The 16,054-nt window shown below is 67.8% G+C and carries 14 protein-coding genes, 1 pseudogene and 1 riboswitch; of the genes and pseudogenes, 6 read left to right on the plus strand and 9 right to left on the minus strand.

What is annotated here, in order from left to right:
* The 4 genes and pseudogenes from glyA to EX20_RS12020 all read right to left on the minus strand — a co-directional run.
* Positions 1 to 341, minus strand: a pseudogene (gene glyA, locus EX20_RS12005) (serine hydroxymethyltransferase); the annotation flags it as partial.
* A gap of 536 nt (positions 342 to 877) precedes the next feature.
* Positions 878 to 1,300, minus strand: a complete 423-nt coding sequence (locus tag EX20_RS12010; RefSeq protein WP_034193776.1) for a hypothetical protein — start codon at positions 1,298 to 1,300, stop codon at positions 878 to 880.
* 57 nt (positions 1,301 to 1,357) lie between these two features.
* Complete coding sequence (locus tag EX20_RS12015) at positions 1,358 to 3,208, minus strand: S10 family serine carboxypeptidase-like protein (protein ID WP_034193683.1); 1,851 nt, start codon at positions 3,206 to 3,208, stop codon at positions 1,358 to 1,360.
* Positions 3,209 to 3,962: 754 nt separating this feature from the next.
* Positions 3,963 to 5,774, minus strand: coding sequence for an ExeM/NucH family extracellular endonuclease (locus EX20_RS12020; protein WP_034193684.1), 1,812 nt, complete (start codon positions 5,772 to 5,774; stop codon positions 3,963 to 3,965).
* Positions 5,775 to 5,990: 216 nt separating this feature from the next.
* Positions 5,991 to 6,126: riboswitch (yybP-ykoY riboswitch) on the plus strand.
* Between the two features lie 130 nt (positions 6,127 to 6,256).
* Between EX20_RS12020 and EX20_RS12025 the strand changes: the two genes are divergently transcribed.
* Complete coding sequence (locus EX20_RS12025; protein ID WP_034193685.1) at positions 6,257 to 7,267, plus strand: sodium:calcium antiporter; 1,011 nt, start codon at positions 6,257 to 6,259, stop codon at positions 7,265 to 7,267.
* A gap of 43 nt (positions 7,268 to 7,310) precedes the next feature.
* Here EX20_RS12025 and EX20_RS12030 read toward each other — a convergent pair whose 3' ends face one another.
* The gene (locus tag EX20_RS12030) at positions 7,311 to 7,949 is read right to left on the minus strand and encodes a glutathione binding-like protein (protein WP_034193686.1); all 639 of its coding nucleotides are present in this window, start codon (positions 7,947 to 7,949) and stop codon (positions 7,311 to 7,313) included.
* Positions 7,950 to 8,090: 141 nt separating this feature from the next.
* On the opposite strand from EX20_RS12030, the gene EX20_RS12035 reads away from it, so the two are divergent.
* The 4 genes from EX20_RS12035 (at position 8,091) to EX20_RS12050 (ending at position 11,921) form a co-directional block, all read left to right on the plus strand.
* Complete coding sequence (locus EX20_RS12035; RefSeq protein ID WP_034193687.1) at positions 8,091 to 8,420, plus strand: winged helix-turn-helix transcriptional regulator; 330 nt, start codon at positions 8,091 to 8,093, stop codon at positions 8,418 to 8,420.
* Positions 8,421 to 8,466: 46 nt separating this feature from the next.
* Complete coding sequence (locus tag EX20_RS12040) at positions 8,467 to 8,835, plus strand: hypothetical protein (protein WP_034193688.1); 369 nt, start codon at positions 8,467 to 8,469, stop codon at positions 8,833 to 8,835.
* A 222-nt stretch (positions 8,836 to 9,057) separates the two neighbouring features.
* Positions 9,058 to 10,458 carry an MFS transporter gene (locus EX20_RS12045; protein WP_034193689.1) on the plus strand — a complete coding sequence of 467 codons (1,401 nt, stop codon included), beginning with the start codon at positions 9,058 to 9,060 and terminating at the stop codon, positions 10,456 to 10,458.
* 578 nt (positions 10,459 to 11,036) lie between these two features.
* A complete protein-coding gene (locus EX20_RS12050) occupies positions 11,037 to 11,921 on the plus strand; it encodes a helix-turn-helix transcriptional regulator (protein WP_034193690.1) in 885 nt (294 codons plus the stop codon).
* Between the two features lie 40 nt (positions 11,922 to 11,961).
* Here EX20_RS12050 and EX20_RS12055 read toward each other — a convergent pair whose 3' ends face one another.
* Positions 11,962 to 12,162: a hypothetical protein gene (locus tag EX20_RS12055; RefSeq protein WP_034193691.1), complete on the minus strand. Its 201-nt coding sequence runs from the start codon at positions 12,160 to 12,162 to the stop codon at positions 11,962 to 11,964.
* Between the two features lie 30 nt (positions 12,163 to 12,192).
* A complete protein-coding gene (locus tag EX20_RS12060) occupies positions 12,193 to 13,512 on the minus strand; it encodes a DUF3422 family protein (RefSeq protein ID WP_011881276.1) in 1,320 nt (439 codons plus the stop codon).
* Between the two features lie 158 nt (positions 13,513 to 13,670).
* On the opposite strand from EX20_RS12060, the gene EX20_RS12065 reads away from it, so the two are divergent.
* On the plus strand, positions 13,671 to 14,546 hold the full coding sequence (locus tag EX20_RS12065; protein WP_011881275.1) for a LysR family transcriptional regulator: 876 nt from the start codon (positions 13,671 to 13,673) through the stop codon (positions 14,544 to 14,546).
* 30 nt (positions 14,547 to 14,576) lie between these two features.
* Here the strand turns inward: EX20_RS12065 and EX20_RS12070 are convergent, their stop codons facing one another.
* Together EX20_RS12070 and EX20_RS12075 are read right to left on the minus strand one after the other, a co-directional pair.
* The gene (locus EX20_RS12070) at positions 14,577 to 15,143 is read right to left on the minus strand and encodes a hypothetical protein (RefSeq protein ID WP_014724365.1); all 567 of its coding nucleotides are present in this window, start codon (positions 15,141 to 15,143) and stop codon (positions 14,577 to 14,579) included.
* 132 nt (positions 15,144 to 15,275) lie between these two features.
* On the minus strand, positions 15,276 to 15,635 hold the full coding sequence (locus EX20_RS12075; protein ID WP_131929028.1) for a hypothetical protein: 360 nt from the start codon (positions 15,633 to 15,635) through the stop codon (positions 15,276 to 15,278).
* Positions 15,636 to 16,054: the final 419 nt, after the last annotated feature.

Genomic DNA, 16,054 nt, shown 5'->3' on the forward strand with positions numbered 1-16,054 from the left:
CCCGGCTTGAGCATCGCGAAGAACACGCCCTGGTTCGCCTGCGAGCCCGAGTTCGGCTGCACGTTCGCCGCTTCCGCGCCGAACAGCTGCTTCACGCGATCGATCGCCAGCTGCTCGACCACGTCGACGTACTCGCAGCCGCCGTAGTAGCGCTTGCCCGGATAACCTTCCGCGTACTTGTTCGTGAGCTGCGAGCCCTGTGCGGCCATCACGGCCGGGCTCGTGTAGTTTTCCGAGGCGATCAGCTCGATGTGCTCTTCCTGGCGGCGGTTCTCGTTCTGGATGGCGGCCCACAGTTCCGGATCGACGTTCGCGACGGTGCTGGTAGTGCGATTGAACATGATGATGGATCGAAAGAGAGTGATGGATGAACCGCGCAGGCGGCCGTGCCGAGGCGCTCGACGACGTCGACGGCCATGCCGCCGCGCGATGTCGGCTCGGCGGTCATGCGGCATCGCCATTCCAGCAGACGCCGATCGGTTCAGATAGAAGGATTGCGACAATCCGCTAGGACGCATCGCGCGGCGCGCGGGCCTTTCGCGAAACGAATCATCGCCGGCGACGCGACGTGCAGCGCTCGCGTGGCGGAAACATCAGACATGAACTGCGGCCGGCGGCCGGCGTCGCCGACACGTGCAGGAGTGCAGCACGATGTCGGGCGAGCGGCCGCGGGTGCCCGCGCGCGACGCGAGACACGACCGAACGCGCGCCTCGGGCCGCCGACGTGCGCGACGGCGCGTCGATGAGGAAAGCCGCGGCCGAAGCTGCGCCGCGGCATGCCGCCAGCCGATCGTCACGATCGTCGCGCTCGCCGTGGCCGGCCGATGCCGTCCCGGCACCGACCGTCGCGCTGCGCCCGCGCGAGACCGCTACGCGGTCACTCGTCGTCCTGCTGCTCCTGCTGCGCCTGCACCTGCCGCTGCTGGATGAACTGCCGCACGTCGCTCATCGTCACGCGGCCGGTATGCTTGGCGTCGATCTCGTCGAAGTGCTTCGCGACGAAGCCGAGCCCGCTGCTCTGCGCCTGCGCCTTCGTCACGGCCGCGCCGTTGCTCAACACCGTGTTGCCGCCGAGCCGCGCGTCGACGCGCTGCTGTGCCTGTTGCTGCAGCGTCGCGCCGGTCGAAGGCAACACCGGCGCCGCGCGCGTCGACGGAAAGAACGGGCCGTCGACGCCGTGCGCGCCGGGCGGCAGCTTCACCGGCGCGACCGCCTGCGGCGGCAGCGCATACGCACCGCTCGTCACGGCGCCGACGACGATCACCGCAGCCATACGTCGCATCAAATTGATTGGAGACATGATCACTCGCATTCGATGGATGAATAGAAGGTTCCTCGTTCGCAACGGGTCCGGCGCTTACGGCGCCGCGGCAACCGTGGTCGCGGCGCTCGCGCCCGGCGCGCTGCCGGTCGGCGTGCCGGCCGGGTTCTCGTCCGGCCACGGCGGCGGCAGCGTATGCAGCGTCAGTGCGGTCGGAATCCGCCGGCCCTGATAGAAGATCCTCAGATCGCGCTTCATCTGCGGGCGCGCGACGTCGTCGAGATACGTCATGTGGCCGCCCTGGAAGAAATTCACCTGCAGCTTCGGATTCAAACCCTTCACCGTCTGCAGACGAGCGAGCTGCTTCTCGGTGTTGAAGAACGGCGTCGCCAGATCGTGCAGGCCGTTCTCCGCGAGCACCTGCAGCTTCGGGTTGAGCTGCAGCGCGCCGAGCAGATCGGGGATCGTGTCGGGCATCGGCTGGCCGTCGTGCGAGAAGTCCCACACCTGGATGATGTTGTCGTTCAGCGGCAGGTAGGTCGCGTTCGGCGCGGTATAGCCGAGGTAATCGGGCATCTGCGTCGCGAGCGCGTTCGTGAACGGCTGCGAGATCAGGATGTCAGACGGATCGCCGTCGGTCTGCAAGCGCGGATCGGAATTCGGCAACGACACGCGTCCGTCGTAGCGGCCGATCGTCGTGCCGGGCAGCAGGCTCGTGCCGAACGGATTCGCGTTGAAGTAGCCGCGCAGCGCCTGCATCGTGAGGCTCGACGGGATCGACCACAGCTTGAGCGTCGCATCGCTCGGGAACACCGGCGTGCCGAGCGCATCCGGAATGCCGAGCTGGCTGAGCACCCACGACTGCGAATACCGCTGCAGCTGGTTGTAGATCAGCGTGGTGAACAGCTCCGTCTGCAACGCATACAGATACGGATTCACCGGCGCCGGCGACACCTGGTTGAAGTATTCGGCGACCGCCGCGTAGCCGGGCAGGTAGCCGGCCACGGTATCGGTGTCGAGCAGCAGCCCTTCGGTCGACTGCGTGATCGCGACCGCTTCCACCGCATCCGCGAAGTAGTTGAGGATCGCCGACTGCAGCACGATGCCGGTCAGGTGCACGCCGGCCGATTCGAGCGCGAGCGCCAGCATGTCGGTGCGCGGCGTGCCGTACGACTCGCCGTACAGGTAGAGCGGCGACGCGCTGCGGCCGTTCACGTTCAGGTAGCGCTGGATGAAGTCGCGCATGATGTTGACGTCCGCGTCCGAGCTCCAGTACTTCTGGTTCGTGTTCGGCAACACGGCTTCGGACAGCCCGGTTCCGGGCGGATCGATGAACACCAGGTCGGTCGTGTCGATCAGGCTCTCCGCGTTGTCGACGAGCGGATAGTTCGGCCAGTTGCTGCCGAACAGCGGGTCGGGCGTCGCGACGCGTGTGGGCGCGAACGAGCCGAGCCGCAGCCAGATCGACGACGAGCCGGGCCCGCCGTTATAGACGAACGTGACCGGCCGCGGCTTGCCGTTCGCGCTCGGCGCCGTGTACGCGACGTACGACATCGACGCTTCCGCGTTGCCGTTCGCGTCCTGCGCGGTCAGGTGGCCGGTGGTCGTCGTGTAGTCGATCGTGGTGCCGCCGGACTTCCACTGGTAGTGCATCACGGCCGCCTTCTCCGCGACTTGCGCGGGCGCGAGGCCGTCGGTCGCGTTCATCGAATAGGCGACCGGGTCGACGTACGGCTGGTTCGCCGCCGGCGTCGCATCGCTGCTCGCCTGCTGCGCGGCGGCCTGCTGGCTCGCGGCCGCCTGCGCGAGGCTCGATGCGCCGACCGACGACGAATCGTCGCCGCCGCAGCCCGCCAGCACGAGCGTCGCGACGGTCAATGCGCCTAGCGCGGCCAGCCGGGCGCGGCGTATGGCGCGACTGCGGGTACTGCTGCTGTCTGGTTTCATCTCTGTCCTTTGTGTCGGGTTGGATACCGCTTCACACAGGCCGTCGTCGCCGGCAACGAACGCACAGGCGCACCCGCCACTCGCGTTGCACGGTCGGCAGACGGCGGTTGGGGATTGGACTTCTTCGAGAGACCGAATTCGCTACGGACACGGCAAACTGCTGGCGGAGAATGAAGCTGAGACGCCGCCCCCTTGCAGTTTTGAATACTTTTTTATTACGCGGTTTTACGACACCACAAAAATAGGCGGTGCTGCGCCGCGTTGTCAAAGATCATTCAGATATTAAAAAATCGCCGATGATGCAAACGGCCGTCAGTATCCGGGATTTGAAAGACCGCGGTGCCCGCCCGCATCGGCAGCGGCAGCGGCAGGAGAGCCGTTTCGTATTCGACGCGAGCGCCGTCACCCTTGTCGCACGGCGTTCTACGAAACGGCGCATCGCGCGGCGAATGCTTTCAGATCGGTGAATCGTCTCTTTCGTTTTCATTATTTAAAACCAATTCGAATGGCGTGCCGATTTGAATCCGCGACCGCCCATAAAATACCGATTCAAATCGGCTTCGGCTTGGCGAGTGGAATTATTTACACGATGACGGAATCGCATCGCGAGCGACGCGGTATCGGCGATGCTGCTGAATGAACCGATATTCTCGTGAACCGTGGCGCATCGTATTGCGGGTCGCCCGCGAATGACGCGGGCGACCCGTGAAGCGGAGAACATGACGGCGATGTGCGGCGTCACCGCCGCCCACGCTCAGCGCGCGCGGCCCGGCAGCGCGATGTCGATCAGCACCGGATCGTGATCCGACGACCGATATGCATCGGGCGCGTAGTAGGTCTTCTGCTGGTCGGCCGACTTGTAGGCGAGCGTGTACTGCAGCGCGAGCGGCTCGTCCGCGTTGATGTGCCACTCGTGCACGGCCTTCACGTGCGCGGCGAGCGGCAGCGACGCGAGCGCGTGATCGAGATAACCGGCCTCGCCGTTGTACACGTAGCTGTACGCGTTCGCGCCGATCCAGCGCGACACGAGGTTGCGGTAACCCCGCGATTCGAGCATGCGGATCGGGTCTTCATGCGTGTAGCTGTTGAAATCGCCGATCAGCAGCGTGCCTTGCCCGGCGACGCCGGTCGGCGCGCCGGCGAGCCAGTCGGCGAGTTTCACGGCCGCACGCGTGCGCGTCGCGTTCCAGCAGCCCTGGCCGTCGCCCTGGTCGAGGTCGTCGTTCGCCGCATCGGGGCAGTTCTTCGACTTCAGATGATTGACGGCGATCGTCAGCGCGTGCCTGCCGCCGATGCGGCGGAACGATTGCGCGAGCGGCTGGCGGTTCCGCTCGTCGATCGCCAGCGTCGCCGCGCGGCCGACCGGTTCGACCGTGCGGCTGTCGTAGATCATCGCGACCGCGATCGCGTCGCCGCCCAGGCGCGACGCGCCCGGATCGACCACGCGCCAGCGGCTGCCGAGCTTTGCCGCGAGCTGGCGCACCGCGCCCAGTTCGCCGTAGCCGTTGTTCTGGATCTCCATCAGGCCGATCACGTCGGCATCGAGCGCCTGCAGCGCGCTGACGATCTTCGCCTCCTGACGCTGGAATTCCTCGTAAGTCTTCGCGCCGCGGTTGTTCGGATCGTCGAAGCCGCCGCCCAGCCCGTTGCCGTTGAAGTAATTGAGCACGTTGAACGACGCGACGCGCAGATTCGAGTTCGGATCGCGCGCGGGCGCGCGGGTGCGCGGGTTCGCACGCGCGTCGAACGCCGGCGCGGCCGCGCCGGGCAGCGGCTGCACGCGCCACGCGCCGTAACGCACCTCGAGCACGCCGTCGACGCCGCGCACCGTGTAGCCCGAGCGCAGCGTGTTCGCCGCCGACAGCGCGGGCGCCGGATACGGGACGCTCGCCGGGTTCTGCCGGTTCGAGCCGTCGTCGAGAATCAGCCGGTTGCGCGCGTTCGCGTCCATCAGCGTGCGCGCCTGCGCCGGCGGCACCACGCTCGTCGGCGTGCGCAGGCGGCCGTTGCTCAGCAGCACGCTGCCGTAGCGGCCCAGCTCGTAGTTGTCGGTGACGGTCAGCGTCTGCGGCAGGCGCACGCGCATCCCTTCATACGCGGCGAACGCGGCCGGGGCGTCGACCGGCAGCGTCAGCGTCGCCGGCGTGACCGTCTGGCCGTTCGCGCACACCGCGATCGCGCCGGCCAGCGTGAGCTGCGTCTGCCCGTATTTCTCTTCGACCTTGCCGGTCACGTGAACGAGATCGCCGGCCGTCGCGCGCGTCTTCGGCGCATAGACGAACAGCCCTTCGGACACGCCCGGCTGATTGCGCCGCTGCGCGTCGGCCTGCTGGACGAAGAAGCCGCCGAAGCCGTCCGCGCCGCCGAAGTCGGCGGTGACGACCGCTTCGATCGACACGTTCTGGCCGGCGAGCGGCGACGGCGCGCCGGGCCCCTGGATGTCGGCGATCGGCGTCGTGCTGCCGCCGCAGTTCGCGCTGACGGGCGCGGCGGTGGCGGCAACGACGGGCGCGGCGAGCGCGGGCAGCAGCAGGAGCGGCGCAAACAGGCGAAGTGTCGAGCGCATGACGGGAAACCCGGTTGTGAGTGTGCCGAAAGCTTAGCCGCGGTCGATGACAGTTGTTAGTAACCAAACGACAGATGGATGTAATGTGCGGCACGGCGCTTGCTCCGCGATACGGTACGCACGTTCGTCGGCAGCCGGCCCGCCGTGCAGGCCCGAATGCAGCCCCGAGCGCATGCCCGCACCAGCTTGCCGAAAGCATCGGGCTCGGCTAGACTGCCGTTCGTCTTTGGGGAGTAGCCTGCTTTCCGCTCTGGAAAGCGAACGTGTCAACATACTCGGCTTGCGGCCGTGGCGCGTTCGGCCGAATCGGCTTGGCGAGACCATCGACGCATCGCGCCGTTCCGGGTCGGACGTCGGCAGATGCGTCATGGTTCGTCAACGTCCGACCACGGAGCCCCCATGTCCTTCGTCCCTTTCCCGTCGCGCTTCGTCCGCTTCCGCCATCCCGCCAACGCCAACCCGCGCGCGTGCGGAGGTGCCGCATGACGTTGATGCTCGTCGAACTTGCGTTCATGCTGATCGTCATCCTGATCGCCGCCGAACTCTTCACCAATGCGCTCGAACATCTCGGCGAACGCCTGAAGATCTCCGAAGGCGTGACGGGTTCGCTGTTCGCGGCCGTCGGCACCGCGCTGCCCGAGACGACGGTGCCGCTGCTCGCGCTGATCGGCGGCACGTCGAACGCCGCGGTGAACGAGGAAATCGGCGTCGGCGCGATTCTCGGCGCGCCGCTGATGCTCGCGACGCTCACCACCTTCCTGATGACGCTCGCCGTGATCCGCTCGCGCGGCGTGACCGGCACCATCGCACCCGAGCGCAGCGGCTTCGTGCGCGACCTGAACTACTTCATCGCCGCGTTCACGCTCGCGACGGTCGCGATGTTCGTCCCGCATCACGTCTGGGCGGTGCGCGCGATGCTCGGCGCGATGCTGGTCGGCATCTACGTGATGTACGTGGTGATGACGCTGCGCGCGTCGACGCAGCTCGTCGACGCCGGGCACGGCACCGAGGCGCCGCACACGATGTTCCTGTCGCGCACCGGGCTGCCGACCAATCTGGCGACCATCGCGCTGCAGCTCGCCGTCGGCGTCGCGCTGCTGGTCGGCGGCGCGAAGGGCTTCATTCACGGCGTCGACGGCGTGTCGCAACTGCTCGGCATCTCGCCGCTGCTGCTGTCGCTGATCATCGTGCCGATCGCGACCGAGCTGCCGGAGAAGGTCAACAGCGTGCTGTGGATTCGCCGCTCGAAGGACACGCTCGCGTTCGGCAACATCACCGGCGCGATGGTGTTCCAGGGCACGCTGCTGCCGGCGATCGGCATCATGCTGACGCCGTGGGAACCGCGCGCCGAAGTGCTGACCGGCGTGGTCATCACGCTCGCGGCGGCAGTGTGGCTGCGCGTCAATGCGCGGGCGCGCGGGCTCGCGATCTGGGCACTGCTCGCGAACGGCGCCGGCTACGCCGGCTATCTGTACGTGACGCTCACGCGTTGAATGCGCGCGGGCCTCGCCATTCACGCCGAGGCCCGCGCGTCGGTCAGGCGGCGTTCGCCAGCCCGTCGGCCTGCAGCACCTGCTGTACGGCCGCCCGCGCCCGCACACGCTCGTACCAGCTGCGCAGGTTCGCATGGCGGCTCAGGTCGATGTCCGCGTCGTACACCGAGCGCAGCCAGCCGGCCTTGCCCCAGCCGGTCAGCGCGAACAGATACGCATCGGCGATCGTGAAGGTGTCGCCCGTCAGATACGTGTGGCCGTCGAGCTGCCGGTCGATCCATGCAAAGCGGCTGTCGAGCTTCCGGCGCACCGGATCGACGTATTTGCCCGCCTGCGCCGCGTACAGCAACGGAATGAACCCCTTGTGGATCTCCGTGCCGAGGAAGTTCAGCCATTCCATCAGCCGGTAGCGCGCGAGCGTTCCGTATGCCGGCGCGAGTCCGGCTTCGGGGCGCCGGTCGGCCAGATACTGCGCGATCACGGGGCCTTCGCGCAGCGTGGTGCCGTCGTCGAGCACGAGCAGCGGCACGTAGCCGAGTTCGTTCACGGCACGATAGTCGCGGCCATCGTCGAACCGATGCCGGCGCGCGTCCACCGTGACGATCTGCGCGTCGAATTGCGCTTCGCGCAGCACGATGCAGATCGCCTGCGAGCAGCTGCCGGGAGCGTGATAGAGCTTCATGCGTTTCCTTGTGTGAATGTTTCGTATCTCTCTCGATTCGCCGCGACGCGGGCGCTAATATCTCGCATCGGCGCGGCGCTGAGAAGAAGGCAGTCGTTTGTGCCGTAGTCACAAAAAAGTTACCGACGCAGAGTCATCAGCATGAAAACGAGTGCGACAGGATGTTCCGTGGAAGAATCGATGCGGCTGCTCGGCGGCCGCTGGCGGCTGCTGCTCGTGTCGTATCTGCTCGATGGGCCGAAGCGCTTCAGCGATCTGCGTCGCGACATGCCGGGCATCTCGCAGCGGATGCTGACGCTCGACCTGCGTGCGCTCGAAGACGCCGGCCTCGTACGACGCACCGTGTATCCCGAAGTGCCGGTGCGGGTCGAGTACGATCTGAGCGCGGACGGCGACCGGCTGCGCCCCGTCGTCGAAACGATGCGCGAATTCGGGCCGTGGCTGAAGGCGCGACACGTGACGCCGGATTGACGCGCATGCGCCGCTGCAGCGGCTTCCCTACCTCGAGAGAAACATCATGGAACTACACGCCACGCTCGGCGCCGCGACGGCCGACGTCGACGACGACGAGAGCTTCGCGAACCTCTACTGCTTCGACGCGGAGCAGGACTACTGCTTCTCGCTGCTGCGATTCCCGGACGACACGACGATCGAGGTGATGGTGCGCGACCAGCTCACCGCGCGCGTGGACGATCTGTCCGTCCGCCTGACGGAACGCACGCTCGAAGTCGAGCTCGACGAACGCACCGCCGCGCGACTCGACGGCAATACGCATTACGTGATTCATCTGGCGCCCGGCGAACATGATCGCGCGGTGCTGCGCGCCGCGCTGGCGGAGATCTTCGACGACAAGCGCGGATATCGCGACGACACCGCGAGCGCGTGACGCGCCGACATCGGCGCAGGATTGCCGTGATATGACGCGCGGCGCGTATGACGAACCGCGCGCACAGGCGACTCCACACATTGCGCGCGCAACGTCCCATTAATGGGGATGACTGTCCAGATGTTGACGCGCGCGGTACGCGGGCCATAACGTTGTTCCGATGCCATTGAATACGGCCGTCCCGTCACGCGGGCACGCGCCGCACAAGCACAGGAGACGACCGTGGCCCATTCCGCGTCACGCACCCATGCCGCGCCGTCGGAGCAAGCGCGCGCGGGCGCCGATTCCGCAGCGCCCGACGCTCGCGCGTCCGCTGCATTTACCGCATCCACCGCATCCACCGCGCCGGCCAGCCGCAAGCGCATGGTCATCCTCGCGCTGCTGTTCGTCACGGTGGTGATCAACTACCTCGACCGCAGCAACCTGTCGATCGCCGCGCCCGCGCTGTTCAAGGAGCTGAACATCGACCCCGTGCGCGCGGGCCTGGTGTTTTCCGCATTCGGGTGGACCTACGCGCTGATGCAGATACCGGGCGGCTGGCTCGTCGACAAGGTGTCGCCGCGCGTGCTGTATGCGCTCGCGCTCGCCCTGTGGTCGGCCGCCACGCTGCTGCTCGGCTTCGCCGGCTCGTTCGTCGGGCTGATCGTGCTGCGGCTCGCCGTCGGCGCGCTGGAAGCGCCGGCCTATCCGATCAACAACCGCGTGGTCACGACGTGGTTCCCCACCCGCGAACGCGCGGGCGCGATCGGCGGCTACACGTCCGGGCAATTCGTCGGCCTTGCGTTCCTCACGCCGGTGCTGGCGTGGTTGCAGCTGCACCTCGGCTGGCACATGGTGTTCGTCGCGACCGGGCTCGCCGGCATCGCGTGGGCCGCGATCTGGTACGCGCTGTATCGCGAGCCACGCGCGTTTCGCGGCCTCAACGCAGCGGAACTCGCGCTGATCCGCGACGGCGGCGGCCTGGTCGATCTCGAAGACCGCATCGCCGCGCGCCCCGAACGTGTGCCGTCGACGTGGCGCGACCTCGGCGTCGTGCTCGGGCGGCGCAAGCTGTGGGGCATCTACCTGGGCCAGTTCGCGCTGAACTCGACGCTGTGGTTCTTCCTCACGTGGTTCCCGACCTATCTCGTCAAATATCGCGGCATGGACTTCATCAAGTCCGGCTTTCTCGCGTCGCTGCCGTTTCTCGCCGCGTTCGTCGGCGTGCTGTGCTCGGGCGTGCTGTCGGACTGGCTGATGCGGCGCGGCGCGTCGCAAGGCTTCGCGCGCAAGCTGCCGATCATCTCGGGGCTGCTGATCTCCACCTGCATCATCGGCGCGAACTACGTCACGTCGACCGGCTGGGTGATCGCGTTCATGACCATCGCGTTCTTCGGCAACGGCTTCGCGTCGATCACGTGGTCGCTCGTGTCGGGCCTCGCGCCCGCGCGGCTGCTCGGCCTCACCGGCGGCGTGTTCAACCTGATCGGCAATCTGTCCGCGATCGCGACACCGATCGTGATCGGCCTGCTCGTCGACGGCGCGGACTTCTCGCGCGCGATCACCTACATCGCGGCGATGGCGCTTGCCGGCAGCCTGTCGTACGGGTTGCTGGTCGGCAAGGTCGAGCGGATCGAGGCGTAAGGAGCGGCCCCGAACCGATCTTGTGGTCGCGCCGACGATCGGGCTGGGCGCGGCACGCCGAGCGAAGCGGTAGCTGCTGGCCTTGCGTTCGGATGCGTGCCGGCCACACGCACGGCCGCTGTGGCGCATTCCTCCGACGCAAGGCTGTGCGAACGCGCGGATGCGTCGGTCATCGGTCGGTACGGCAGCACGTCGTCATCGACTAACTGGATCGACTAAGGCACGCCGAGCGAAGCGGTAGCTGCTGGCCTTGCATTCGGCCGCGTGCCGGCCACACGCACGGCCGCGGTGGCGCATTCCTCCGACGCAAGGCTGGGCGAACGCGCGGATGCGTCGGTTATCGGCCGGTACGGCAGCACGTCGTCATCGACTAACTGGATCGACTAAAGCCCACGCGCCGCGCTCGACAACGCGCGGACGCCGCCGCTCCTTTACACTGCCCGTTACGCCGGCCTTCACGGCCGCCGGAACGCGTCGTCCGACGCGCGGAGCCATCGCCCGCCGCCCCGTGGTTCCCCGTGATGACGCCCGACGCCGCAACCGCTACAATCGCGCCCGCTTCCTACCGAGAGACCCGCATGCCGCTCGACATGAACGCCTGCCACCGCGACGACGACCGCTTCGACGTGTCGTTCAAGGCGCTGGGCGAGCTGATCGAGACGGTCGGCACGCCGCATTTCGTGCCGCGCCTCACGCGGCTGCTGAACGACGTCGTGCCGCTCGACGTCGCGCACGTCGAACGCTCGCGCGTCGACGGCGCGATGCCGACCGGTTATCGCTGCGAATGGATCGGCAGCAGCGGCATCGGCACCGCGACCGCAGAAATCTCCGACGTGATGACGCTCTACTACGAGCGCTTTCTCGACAGCGACCCGCTGTTCGCCGGGTTGCGCGGCAAGACCGGCACGATGCTGGTCGTGCGCGACATCGCGGCGATCCCGCCCGGCGAATTCCGTCAGCGGCTGTTCGACGACGTGCGTATCGGCCACGAATGCGTGCTCGCGCGCGGCACGCGCTACGCGCAGCATTCGATCGCGCTCGAACGCGGTCGCGACCGCCCGCCGTTCACGCTCGCCGAGATGAACCGCTTTCGCAGCATCAGCGACGTGCTGTTTCCGCTGCTCGAACTGCATGCGTCGACCACCGCCGCGCGCCGTATCGCGCATCCGGCCGCCGACCTGCATCCGCTCGCGCAGTTCGACGCGCGGCTCGCCGCCGACGGCGTGAAGCTGTCGAAGCGCGAATACGAAACCTGCAAGCATCTGATCTCGGGCAAGACCGTGCCGGAGACGGCCGACATCCTCGGCGTGCGTGTGGCGACGGCCGAGTCGTACGTGAAGCGCGCGTTCGCGAAGCTGGGCGTGCGGACCAAGCGCGAGCTCGCCGCATGGGGAGCCGCCGCGCCGGGGTCCCGCCGCGCCGCGCGAGAGGCGGACGACGTGCCGCCCGCGCGGGGCGAATGATCGGTGCGAGCGACGCGCGCGCCCTATCGCCGAAGCCGCTTCAGTTGTAGCCGAGAATCGCGACCGCCGCGACCTCCGGCCGATCGACCGTGCCGCCGACGAGCGACGTCATCGGCTCCTGCAGCACCGCATGGTACGAGGTCGCGCGTACCTCTTGCGATGCGTCGGCGTCGTACTGCGGCGGCGCGTCGAATGCGTGACGACCTGCGACGTTGCCGGTTTGCGATTGCGTAAAAGTCATCTCCACTCCTTTTGATATGTCGTTGGTGTTCTAGCTCGCCCGTTTCAACACCGGCGCATGCGCGGCTACGCCGTCATGCGCGGTTTCGGCGCGCGCGAGCTGGGCGCGCGTGCGTCGCGTGACGTGAATCACCGCGAACACGACCGGTGCGATCAGCAGACCTTCCGCCAGCTCGGGATCGACCGGCAGGTTCATCACGTGCAACGCCTTGAACGCCGCGGTGGCGAGCGACAGCACGTAATACGAGATCGCGGCCACCGACAGCCCTTCGACCGCGTGCTGCAGATGAAGCTGGTTGCGCGCGGTGCGCTCCATGCCGACGAGCAGGCGCGTGACGTCCTGTTCCTGCGCCAAGTTCACGCGCGTGCGCAGCAGGTCGACCGCGCGCGCGATGCGCGCCGCGATCTGCTCGTGACGCGCCCACACGCTGCGGCAGGTTTCCATCGCCGGCGCGAAGCGCCGTTCCATGAATTCGGCGATCATCGGCATCCCTTCGATGCGCTCCTCGCGCAACTCGTGGATGCGCGCCAGCACGAGCTTCTCGTACGCGCGCGACGCGCTGAAGCGCGCGCCCGAGCCGGACAGCGCTTCGACCCGCACCGCGAGATGCGTGAGCTTCACGAGCAGCGCGGCGTCGTCGCCGTCGGCGCCGCCGGCGTCCATGCGCTGCATCAGCGCATGCAGCGCCGTATGGATGTCGTCGAGCTCGCGGCTCATGCGCCGCGCGACCGGCAGCGCGAGCAGCGCCATCATCCGGTACGTCTCGATTTCGTAGAGGCGCTGCAGCAGACGGCCGCCCTGCTCCTCGCGGAAATCCTCGTCGATCACGAGCAGGCGCATGAAGCCGTCGTCGCGCACGTGCCAGTCGCAGAACACCTTGCCGCCGCCGAGCACGCTGCTGCCGACCAGCGCCGGCCCGTCGATCCAGCGGCGCAGCTCGCCGCGCACGAGCCGCGCGGCATCGCCCGACAGCAGCTCCATGCGCACCGCGACGAAGCGGATGCCCGCGAGCCGCGCGAACCATGCAGGCGGAACGCCTTCGATGGCGAGATCGTCGAAATAGCCGGTGTCGCGGCGTGGCGCGACGAACGTGAAGGTCGAGAATTCGGTGTGACGCTCCCACTTCACGTACCAGCCGCACGGCGATTGCACCGCATGGTGGGTCGCACCTTCGTGCGGCGCGTCGAGGCCGGTATCGCGGCACAGCGCGTGCAGCAGCGTTTCGTGGATGTCGGGCTGGCCGTCCGCGTAGATCGCGTAGTGCGTGAGCGACACGGCTTCGGCGATCCGCAGGAACGGCCGCGCATGCAATTCAGCGGCCAGTGCGGCGCGCAACGGATGATCCATCATCGATACACCACTCTGTTCGGTTCGACGCGGCGTGCCGGCAGGCCCGCGATCGCCGCGCCGCATCGGGCGATACGGCCGGCGTGTTTTCACTATGGCAGACACGCTGCGACAATAAAAACGCATAATGCTGATCGTTACGTTCAGCTTTCCTGATACCGATGAAGATGCTCGATCACGAGGTTCTGGCCACGGTCGTCGCCGTTGCGGAAACCGGCAACATGACCCGCGCCGCCGAAGCGGTGAACCGCTCGCAATCGGCCGTGAGCATGCAGATCAAGAGCCTCGAGGAAGCGATCGGCCGGCCGCTGTTCGTGCGCAAGCCGCGCAGCATCGTGCTGACGCGCGAGGGCGAGGTGCTGCTGGGATTCGCGAGGCGCATGCTGGCGTTGCGCGACGAAGCGTGGGCGGCCGTAGTGCGGCCGGAGGTGACGGGCAAGGTCGTGATCGGCGTGCCGGACGACTATGCGTCGTCGCTGCTGCCGTCGGTGCTGAAGAAGTTTTCGGCGACCTATCCGAAGGTCGAGATCCAGGTGATCGGGCTGCCGAGCAGCGCGCTTGCGCCGCTGCTGAAAGACGGCACCGTCGATCTGGTGTGCGGCACACGCATCAAGGGGCTGTCGGGCGACTTCATCCGCCACGAGCCGATGGCGTGGGCCGCGATGACGAACGGGCCGCGCGTGTGGGAGGAGCGGCCGTTGCCGATCGCGGTGTTCATGCCGGGCAGCGTGGCGCGCGAAAACGCGATCCGCAGCCTCGAACGCGCGAAGCTGCCGTTTCGCACGTCGTACGAAAGCCCGAGCCTGCTCGGGCTGCTCAGCATGGTGGAAGCCGGCCTCGCGGTCGCGCCGCTCGCGCGCTGCGCGATCCCCGCGCAGCTGTCGATGCTCGGCCGCTCGCACGGGCTGCCCGACCTGCCGCCGCTCGAGCTGATACTCGCGCGCAGCACGAAGTCGAAGCGGCCGCCGTGCGACTTTCTCGCCGAACAACTGATGGAAGACCTGCAGCGGCAAACCGGCCAGGCCGGCGACGCCTGAACGTCGGTCAGGCGCGCGCCGCGCCGGTCGTCACGACTCGCGCGGGCACGGCTGGCCGGCCACGGCGAGCGCCGCGTTGACGATGCCGGCCACCGCGTCGACGAGCGCTTCCAGCGTGTCGCCGTGCACGTGCCGCGCGGCTGGTGGAACGTATTCGTGGCGTCGGCCGCCCCACTGGGAGCCCGCCGTCACCGACAGCGTCGCGCCGAACCGGTTGCCGTGCCGCCGGCCGAAGATGCCGACGCGCTCGTCACCCAGATACGCCTGCTCCGGAAGAGACAGGCGGATTTCGGCCGCAACCTGCTCGGGATCGCCGGCGCGCGTCTGCGCATCGACCGTCGGCGCGAACACCTTCGCGATCCGGAAGGTCACGTGCGAATCCCACGCGGCCAGCGGGCCGCCGGCCGCGTCGACGCGCTCGAGGTCGACCGACCATTGATGACGATCCGGCAACCGGATCGCCTGACGCAGCAGCACGTCTGCCGCGCGCACCGTCATCAGCAACTGCCGGGCCAGCTGTGTGCCCGACGGCAGCGTCACCGCGCGCACGCGACGGCTTGCCGAGCGCGCGGTGTGCACTTCTTCTGTGAGGTACATGCATCCTCCGTGTCCAGGGCCAGCGCCGCGTACGACGCGACGCACAATCGTCCACCTCGGCCGGCCGTGCAAGGGCGCGGCGATCGGCAAAAAGGTGGCGGATCCAACCAGCAATCGGCGTTCCCGGGGCGGCTAGGCTTGTTCCGTGCGGTCCGGGGGGCCCACGCGGTCCACGGGTCGGACGAGCGGACCGATGATCGCGTCGGTCTGCTGCGCCATCAGCATGTGCAGCGTGAAGTCCAGATCTTCCGTCGCGATCGCGAGCGGCACGCGGATCGCGTCGCGCCCGGCGGTCGCGCCGACGACATACGCGCCGAGCGGCGAATGCAGCCGCGCCGCATCGGCGCTCAGCGTGATCGGCAACTGCGCAGGCGCGCGGCGACGTGAACGCCACGGCACTGCAGCAAGCAGTGGATGGCGAACGGAGCTAAACACCGGCGGAGGTGGGACGGGAAGAATGGGGGTCATGGCGCGGGTCGAAGGCATCTCCATCGATTGAATACGTCTGGAGCTTATAGGCCCGCGCATAAACACCGTGCAAAAAAACGGCACTGCGGTGCAAAAAACGGTACGCCGATGTCGATGGGCGGCGGGTGTCGACGCGCAATCAGCGCGCCGGCCGTAGCGCTTCAACGGAACGCCGACTCACCGGCCGTCAAAATCGCGCCCGAACGCACAGACGAACCGACCGTGCCAGCGCGGCTTGCTCGGCTCGGCTCGGCTCGGCTCGCTTAGCTGGCTTGGCTTGGCTTGGCTTGGCTTGGCTTGGCTTGGCTTGGCTTGGCTGGGCTGAGCCGGGCTGGGCCGGGCTGGGCCGGGCTGGGCCGGGCTGGGCCGGGCTGACCTGGGCGTGGCGCGCAGCGTCGGCCGCCCGCCGGGCGCGCATCCGTCGCATCTATCGCGCCCCGCCG

It is taken from the genome of Burkholderia sp. WP42 (genome assembly GCF_000745665.1).
Classification (GTDB): domain Bacteria; phylum Pseudomonadota; class Gammaproteobacteria; order Burkholderiales; family Burkholderiaceae; genus Burkholderia; species Burkholderia vietnamiensis.

Excerpts from the sequence above, each read along its gene's own strand:
- EX20_RS12055 (WP_034193691.1), bottom strand. The coding sequence starts at position 12,162 with ATGACTTTTACGCAATCGCAAACCGGCAACGTCGCAGGTCGTCACGCA.
- EX20_RS12075 (WP_131929028.1), bottom strand. The coding sequence starts at position 15,635 with ATGGAGATGCCTTCGACCCGCGCCATGACCCCCATTCTTCCCGTCCCA.
- EX20_RS12070 (WP_014724365.1), bottom strand. The coding sequence starts at position 15,143 with ATGTACCTCACAGAAGAAGTGCACACCGCGCGCTCGGCAAGCCGTCGC.
- EX20_RS12010 (WP_034193776.1), bottom strand. The coding sequence starts at position 1,300 with ATGTCTCCAATCAATTTGATGCGACGTATGGCTGCGGTGATCGTCGTC.
- EX20_RS12065 (WP_011881275.1), top strand. The coding sequence starts at position 13,671 with ATGAAGATGCTCGATCACGAGGTTCTGGCCACGGTCGTCGCCGTTGCG.
- EX20_RS12050 (WP_034193690.1), top strand. The coding sequence starts at position 11,037 with ATGCCGCTCGACATGAACGCCTGCCACCGCGACGACGACCGCTTCGAC.
- EX20_RS12015 (WP_034193683.1), bottom strand. The coding sequence starts at position 3,208 with ATGAAACCAGACAGCAGCAGTACCCGCAGTCGCGCCATACGCCGCGCC.
- EX20_RS12020 (WP_034193684.1), bottom strand. The coding sequence starts at position 5,774 with ATGCGCTCGACACTTCGCCTGTTTGCGCCGCTCCTGCTGCTGCCCGCG.
- EX20_RS12040 (WP_034193688.1), top strand. The coding sequence starts at position 8,467 with ATGGAACTACACGCCACGCTCGGCGCCGCGACGGCCGACGTCGACGAC.
- EX20_RS12060 (WP_011881276.1), bottom strand. The coding sequence starts at position 13,512 with ATGATGGATCATCCGTTGCGCGCCGCACTGGCCGCTGAATTGCATGCG.
- EX20_RS12025 (WP_034193685.1), top strand. The coding sequence starts at position 6,257 with ATGACGTTGATGCTCGTCGAACTTGCGTTCATGCTGATCGTCATCCTG.
- EX20_RS12030 (WP_034193686.1), bottom strand. The coding sequence starts at position 7,949 with ATGAAGCTCTATCACGCTCCCGGCAGCTGCTCGCAGGCGATCTGCATC.
- EX20_RS12035 (WP_034193687.1), top strand. The coding sequence starts at position 8,091 with ATGAAAACGAGTGCGACAGGATGTTCCGTGGAAGAATCGATGCGGCTG.